This window comes from Rhodococcus sp. O3 (assembly GCF_048897285.1).
In the GTDB taxonomy this organism is placed as follows: Bacteria; Actinomycetota; Actinomycetes; order Mycobacteriales; family Mycobacteriaceae; genus Rhodococcus.
The window spans coordinates 1-6,293 of record NZ_JBMBTE010000189.1; the positions used below are offsets into that span (position 1 = coordinate 1).

The window sequence follows — 6,293 nt, forward strand, 5'->3', positions numbered from 1 at the left end:
TTCGGGTGTTCCGGTCACGGGCCGACGACCAAGAGTGTGCGTACGGCTGCCGGTGTGTCGTTGGCGTTCACCCGCGGATCTACCGGCGTTCGTGTGCCTGCATTCCGCCCGCTTACCTCCTCACTCGGAGAGACGGGCGGGGATATGGACGATCGTCGTTTCGGCGCGGCCGCGCAGAGCGATCCGATCGTGCGGAGTCCACAGTGCGCGTTCGGAATCCGACGCGGCGTCGACGGCGCGTCCGGATGCTGCGACCCTTCCGGGGACCGACTTCGCCAGCTCCGACAACCTTGCCGCCTCGTTGACCGGATCACCGATCACGGTGTACTCGAAGCGTTCCCGGGCGCCTACGTTCCCGGCGACCGCCCGTCCTGCAGCCACTCCGATGCCGGCTCGGCAGTCGCGTACCTCGGTGAGGATGCGGAGGGCGATCTCGCGGGCGGCGCGCAGGGCGGAGCCGGCAGCGTCGTCGGTTTCGACGGGTGCGCCGAAGATTGCCAGGGCAGCATCGCCTTCGAACTTGTTGACGAAGCCCCCGGCGCGGTGCACCTCGTCGACGACGACGTCGAAGAACCGGTTGAGCAGCGCGACGACCTCGGCCGGCGGTCGGCTCGCGGCCATCGCAGTGGAACCGATGATGTCGACGAACAGCACCGCGACATCCCGTTCTTCACCGCCGAGGACATCCGCATTGGCGAGGGCGGCCGCTGCGACCTCCCGTCCGACGTGCCGGCCGAAGACGTCTCGCAGTCGTTCGCGTTCGCTCAGTCCTTCGGCCATCCGATTGAACCCGGCCTGTAGTTCGCCGAGGGCGGTGCCGTCGTACACCACGACCCGGGTGTCGAGGTCGCCCTGCTCGATTCGGGTCATGCCGGCCCGTACCGATTCGATCGGTGCGATGCTCGCGCGGACACTGAGCCACATCAGCAGGGCTCCGACGACGAGCGCGATCGAGCCGATCGTCAGGATCGTCACGGCGAACCGAGTGGGAGTGACGGGCCGGATGAAGCTGAACACCGCGACCAGGAGCAACCCCACGATCGGGACACCGCTGCCCAGCCCCCACGCGAGCATGAATCGGCCGCCGGCGCTCGCCGAACGTCGTCGTACCGGCGGACCTGCCTCGAGTGCGCGGGCCGCTACCGGACGCAATGCGAACTCGCCGAACAGGTAGACGAAGCCGCACACGGTCAGACCGGCGAGGGTGATCGTCAGGGAGACCTTGGGGATCGTCGTCGGATCGATGATGCCGAAACACGTCGTGAACAGGACCAGTCCGATGAACCAGAGCGTTCCCTGCTGAAGCGTGAGCCGCCACGGCAGACGAAGCGCCGCCCGTTTCTGTGCGTCGGTCGGGGGCCGGTCGTCGAGCGCCCAGCGCAGTTGCTCGAGTCCGAGCCTGGTGCCGCGCACCGTCCCGACGACCATCGCGACGAGTACGTAGACGGGTGCGATCACGGCGACGACCACGAGGAATTCGCCGGTGAGCACCGTCGGCCCGGGGACCACCACGTTGATCAGCACGGCGGCGATGGCCGCCCCGAGAAAGTGTGTGCCGAGTAGCGAGAAGGTCAGCAGGGTCTGGATTCGGATGCGTTGCCGCCGAACCGGTTCGGCGGGCTCGCCGAGGATCGGGGAACCGAGTGGCGCGTCACTGGCACGGCGTACGGGCATAGTCGTTCGAGAGTAGTCGTTTAGGGCGGGGTCCGGGGCATCCACTAGGGTGACTGGAGTGCGCCTAGTGATTGCCCGCTGCCGAGTCGACTACATCGGACGCCTGACGGCACACCTGCCGACGGCGCGACGCCTGCTGCTGGTCAAGGCCGACGGTTCGGTGAGCGTCCATGCCGACGACCGAGCCTACAAGCCGCTGAACTGGATGAGCCCGCCCTGCTGGATGGCCGAGGAGCCGACCGAGGAAGCGGAGGCTCTGTGGGTGGTCACCAACAAGGCCGGTGAGCAACTGCGCATCACGATCGAGGAGATCGAGCACGATTCGAGTCACGAGCTGGGCGTCGACCCGGGTCTGATCAAGGACGGTGTGGAGGCACACCTACAGGAGCTGCTCGCCGAGCACGTCCATACCTTGGGCCCCGGGTACACGCTCATCCGACGGGAGTATCCGACGGCGATCGGCCCGGTCGATCTGCTGTGCCGGGACGCGGACGGCGGCACAGTGGCGGTCGAGATCAAGCGACGCGGCGAGATCGACGGTGTCGAACAGCTCACCCGCTATCTCGAACTGCTCAACCGGGATCCGCTGCTGGCGCCGGTGACCGGTGTGTTCGCGGCTCAGCAGATCAAACCGCAGGCCAAGACTCTCGCCACCGACCGGGGCATCCGCTGCCTCGTCCTCGACTACGAGGCGTTGCGCGGAACCGAGAGCACCGAGTTCCGGTTGTTCTGATCATGCCGCGCCGCAACCGAGCCCAGCCGCCGCGGCATCGCGGGCAGAACCTGCACGCATCCGCGACCGTCCGCACCGAGTACGGGCCGGCGGGCGCCGAGTCGGAACGGTTCACCGTGCGCACCGTGCCGGGGTCCCGAGCGACCAAGTCGTATCGGTGCCCGGGATGCGACCACGAGATCCCGCCGGGCACCGCACACGTGGTCGCCTGGTCCGCCGATGCGATCGGCGGTGCGGACGACCGCCGGCACTGGCACACCGGATGCTGGTCGGGACGCGCGACACGCAGTCCGACGAGACGCTGGTCGTAGTCGCCGGACGCGGGTCGAACACGCGCGATTCGGCCTACCTGCGTGCCTTGCTGGTGATTGCGGGGGAACGACCGCGATCGCCCGCCACTGCCGGCATCCGCTCGGTTTCGTCGCTCGACCGGTCCCTGTCCGACGTCGACTCGGGGGCCGAAGCCTCGGCACCGTCCGAACCTGCGCGGTCGGCTTCTGCTTCGTCGTTGCGGTCGTCCTGCGTCGACAGTCCGTCGCGGTCGAGCAGCTCGCCTTCCCGCGTCACCGCGGCGAGCATCGACGGAACGGATTCGAGTTGCTCGCGTACCCCGTCGAGCTGGGTGAGGATCCGGCTGCGCAGCACGCGCAGCTCCTCGGTGAGATCGCGGGCGTTGGCGATCTTGCGCTCCGACTGTTCGGTCGCGACGGCAAGACGACGTGCGGCTTCCTGGGTCGCCTGCTCGACGCGCCGATCGGCCTCGGCCTTGCTGGTGCGCTCGAGCTCGTCGAGCGCACCGAGCAGCTTGGATCGACGCTCGCCCATCGTGATCTCGAAGTCCTGCTGGACCTGCGCGCGCTTGGCTTCGGCTTCCGCGGCGAGCCGGTCGCGTTCCGCCTCGGCGGCGGCGATGATGCGATTGGCCTCGGCGCGCGCAGCGGCCATGGTCTCGGCATGCTCCTCTTCGAACGCGACGCGCCGCTGCTCGAGCTCGGCGATCTTCGCTTCGTAGTCGCCGCGCAGACGGATGCCTTCCTGCTCGGCGAGCGAAATCATTTCCGCCGCCTCGGCTTCCGCGCGCGCCCGAAGCTCCGACGCCTCGTCGGACGCGAGCCGGAGCATCCGGGAGATCCGATCGCTCATCCCCTCGGCGGTCGTCGGAGGCACCGACAACCGATCGACATCCCTGCGCAGTTCGTCGATCTCGTTGCGGGCGTTCTCGAGCTGACGGGACAGGTCGCGGGCCTGGGCCGCGGCGGCGTCCCGATCGGTCGCGGTCACCCGCAGCTCGGCCTCGAACCGCGCGAAGTAGTTGGTCACCTCGTCGCGGTCGAAGCCCTTGCGCACGATGGAAAACGGGAGATGGCTGGGGGTGCGATCGCGATCGAAGACCATGGCGTCAATCTACCCGGTCGGTGAGGCTCGGGCGGCGGGCGATCCCGCGTTGTGATAAGCGCCGCGTCGAGGACTCAGTGGTGAGCGTCGGCGGCCGGCTCGACGAGCTCGACGAGCACACCACCGGCGTCCTTCGGATGCAGGAAGTTGATGCGCGAATCGGCGGTTCCGCGGCGCGGTGCGTCGTACAGCAGCCGCACACCCTGCTCACGGAGAATGGTCGAAACGGCGTCGAGATCGCTGACGCGGTAGGCGAGCTGCTGGAGTCCCGGGCCGCTGCGGTCGATGAACTTCGCGATCGTCGAGTTCTCGTTCAGCGGTGCGAGGAGTTGGATCGCGGTGGAACCTTCGGGGGAGCCGGGCACCGACAGCATCGCCTCGCGCACGCCCTGCTCCTCGTTGACCTCCTCGTGGGTGGAGACCAGGCCGAGGTTCTCGGCGTACCAGGTGAGGGCGGCGTCGAGGTCGGGCACCGCGATGCCGACGTGATCGATGGCGGTGACGAGGCCGGATGCCAGCACGGCACCGGTTGCGGGAGAATGGGAGGACGACTCAGTCATGTTCTAGACGGTAGCGCTAACGTTAGATCAGTTCACGCCGGGAGGTCGCTTCCGGCACAACCCCAGGAACGCGCCAGGCTGCTGTTCCTCGAGACCTCGGAGGAATTCCCCGTGACCACTTCAGTCATCGTTGCCGGTGCCCGTACCCCGATGGGGCGTTTGCAGGGCGCGTTGAAGGATTTCTCGGGGTCGGATCTGGGTGGGGTCGCGATCAAGGGGGCGTTGGCCAGGGCCGGGGTCGCGCCGGAGCAGGTGGAGTACGTGATCATGGGTCAGGTGCTCACCGCCGGTGCCGGGCAGATCCCGGCCCGGCAGGCCGCGGTGGCGGCGGGCATCCCGATGGATGTGCCGGCGTTGACGGTCAACAAGGTGTGTCTGTCCGGGATCGACGCGATCGCGCTGGCCGATCAGCTGATCCGGGCCGGGGAGTTCGAGATCGTCGTCGCCGGCGGCCAGGAGTCGATGTCCCAGGCGCCGCATCTGCTGGAGAAGTCGCGGGCCGGGTTCAAGTACGGGGATGTGACGCTGCGCGATCACATGGCCTTCGACGGGCTGCACGACATCTTCACCGATCAGGCGATGGGGAATCTGACCGAGTCCGCGAACAGCGGGGAGCGGTTCGTCTCCCGGGAGGAGCAGGACGCGTTCGCGGCGGCCTCGCATCAGAAGGCGGCCCGGGCGTGGAAGGACGGGCTCTTCGACGACGAGGTGGTGCCGGTGTCGATCCCGCAGCGCAAGGGTGATCCGCTCGAGTTCGCCGCGGACGAGGGCATCCGGGCCGAGACCACGGTCGAGTCGCTGGGCAAGCTGCGGCCGGCGTTTTCGAAGGACGGGACGGTGACGGCGGGGTCGGCCTCGCAGATCTCGGACGGGGCGGCGGCGGTGGTGGTGATGAGCCGGGCGAAGGCCGAGGAACTCGGGTTGTCGTGGATCGCGGAGATCGGTCGCCACGGGGTGGTGGCCGGTCCGGATTCGACGTTGCAGTCGCAGCCGGCGCGGGCGATCGCGAAGGCGTGTGCGCGGGAGGGGATCGACCCGAAGGATCTGGACCTGATCGAGATCAACGAGGCGTTCGCGGCGGTCGGGATCGTCTCGGCGCGGGAGCTGGGGATCGATGCGGAGAAGGTGAACGTCAACGGTGGGGCGATCGCGATGGGCCATCCCCTCGGCATGTCGGGTGCGCGCATCGTGCTGCACCTGGCGCTGGAGTTGAAGCGTCGCGGTGGTGGTGTCGGTGCGGCCGCACTGTGCGGTGGCGGCGGTCAGGGTGACGCCCTGATCGTGCGGGTACCCAAGGCGTAGTTCCCGGCTTTCACACGGCTGCGGAGGGCACACGACGTGCGCTCCGGATGAGGACCTTCGGCGTGACGAGTCGCACGACTCCGACCGCCGGAGGTCCTCCGCCGTTCCGGGCTGTCGAAGGCCCATGGCCGCCAGCACGCGGCGATATCCTGAAGAGCACGCCTCGGGAGGTGGCGTCACGGAGGGAACGTGCGCTGGTCGAGCCGTCGGGACCGGCGCGCGGGAACTGCGAGTCGGCGGAGTGAGTAGCTCGTTCCGATGAGTGACGCGGATCCGCTCGACACGCAGAGGTTTCCGGCCGACCCGGCAGGGGAGTTGGCCGCTGCCGGTTTCGAGGGGGTCGAGCAGATCGGCCGCGGCGGGTTCGGGGCGGTCTATCGCTGCACCCAGACGGGCCTGGATCGCACGGTCGCGGTGAAGGTGCTCACCGTCGAACTCGACGAGGAGAACCGGGCCCGGTTCTTCCGGGAACAACAGGCGATGGGCCGGCTGACCGGGCACCCGAACATCGTTCCTGTGCTGCAGGTCGGCACCACCGGCAGCGGCCGCCCCTATCTCGTGATGCCGTACCACCGGCACGGGTCCCTGGAGGCGCGGATCCGCAGCCTCGGTCCGCTGACCCTGGAGCA

General features: G+C 68.5%; 7 protein-coding genes. 4 read left to right on the forward strand and 3 right to left on the reverse strand.

Features of this window, described 5'->3' with window-relative positions:
• Positions 1–120: 120 nt before the first annotated feature.
• On the reverse strand, positions 121–1,674 hold the full coding sequence (locus tag ACN675_RS26945) for an adenylate/guanylate cyclase domain-containing protein (protein WP_420753735.1): 1,554 nt from the start codon (positions 1,672–1,674) through the stop codon (positions 121–123).
• Positions 1,675–1,732: 58 nt separating this feature from the next.
• Between ACN675_RS26945 and nucS the strand changes: the two genes are divergently transcribed.
• Together nucS and ACN675_RS26955 are read left to right on the forward strand one after the other, a co-directional pair.
• Positions 1,733–2,407 carry an endonuclease NucS gene (gene nucS / locus ACN675_RS26950; protein ID WP_420753736.1) on the forward strand — a complete coding sequence of 225 codons (675 nt, stop codon included), beginning with the start codon at positions 1,733–1,735 and terminating at the stop codon, positions 2,405–2,407.
• Between the two features lie 2 nt (positions 2,408–2,409).
• The gene (locus ACN675_RS26955; RefSeq protein ID WP_420753737.1) at positions 2,410–2,718 is read left to right on the forward strand and encodes an ATP/GTP-binding protein; all 309 of its coding nucleotides are present in this window, start codon (positions 2,410–2,412) and stop codon (positions 2,716–2,718) included.
• A 34-nt stretch (positions 2,719–2,752) separates the two neighbouring features.
• Here the strand turns inward: ACN675_RS26955 and ACN675_RS26960 are convergent, their stop codons facing one another.
• The gene (locus ACN675_RS26960) at positions 2,753–3,802 is read right to left on the reverse strand and encodes a hypothetical protein (RefSeq protein ID WP_420753738.1); all 1,050 of its coding nucleotides are present in this window, start codon (positions 3,800–3,802) and stop codon (positions 2,753–2,755) included.
• Between the two features lie 74 nt (positions 3,803–3,876).
• Positions 3,877–4,362 (reverse strand): methylmalonyl-CoA epimerase, encoded by a 486-nt coding sequence (gene mce / locus ACN675_RS26965; RefSeq protein WP_420753739.1) that lies wholly within the window; start codon positions 4,360–4,362, stop codon positions 3,877–3,879.
• Between the two features lie 111 nt (positions 4,363–4,473).
• On the opposite strand from mce, the gene ACN675_RS26970 reads away from it, so the two are divergent.
• Together ACN675_RS26970 and ACN675_RS26975 are read left to right on the forward strand one after the other, a co-directional pair.
• Positions 4,474–5,664 (forward strand): acetyl-CoA C-acetyltransferase, encoded by a 1,191-nt coding sequence (locus ACN675_RS26970; RefSeq protein WP_420753740.1) that lies wholly within the window; start codon positions 4,474–4,476, stop codon positions 5,662–5,664.
• A 258-nt stretch (positions 5,665–5,922) separates the two neighbouring features.
• On the forward strand, positions 5,923–6,293 hold a 371-nt coding region (locus ACN675_RS26975), incomplete at its 3' end, for a protein kinase domain-containing protein (protein ID WP_420753741.1).

Bases quoted from the DNA above. Each gene is read 5' to 3' on its own strand.
- mce (WP_420753739.1), bottom strand. From the start codon at position 4,362: ATGACTGAGTCGTCCTCCCATTCTCCCGCAACCGGTGCCGTGCTGGCA.
- ACN675_RS26945 (WP_420753735.1), bottom strand. From the start codon at position 1,674: ATGCCCGTACGCCGTGCCAGTGACGCGCCACTCGGTTCCCCGATCCTC.
- ACN675_RS26955 (WP_420753737.1), top strand. From the start codon at position 2,410: ATGCCGCGCCGCAACCGAGCCCAGCCGCCGCGGCATCGCGGGCAGAAC.
- ACN675_RS26960 (WP_420753738.1), bottom strand. From the start codon at position 3,802: ATGGTCTTCGATCGCGATCGCACCCCCAGCCATCTCCCGTTTTCCATC.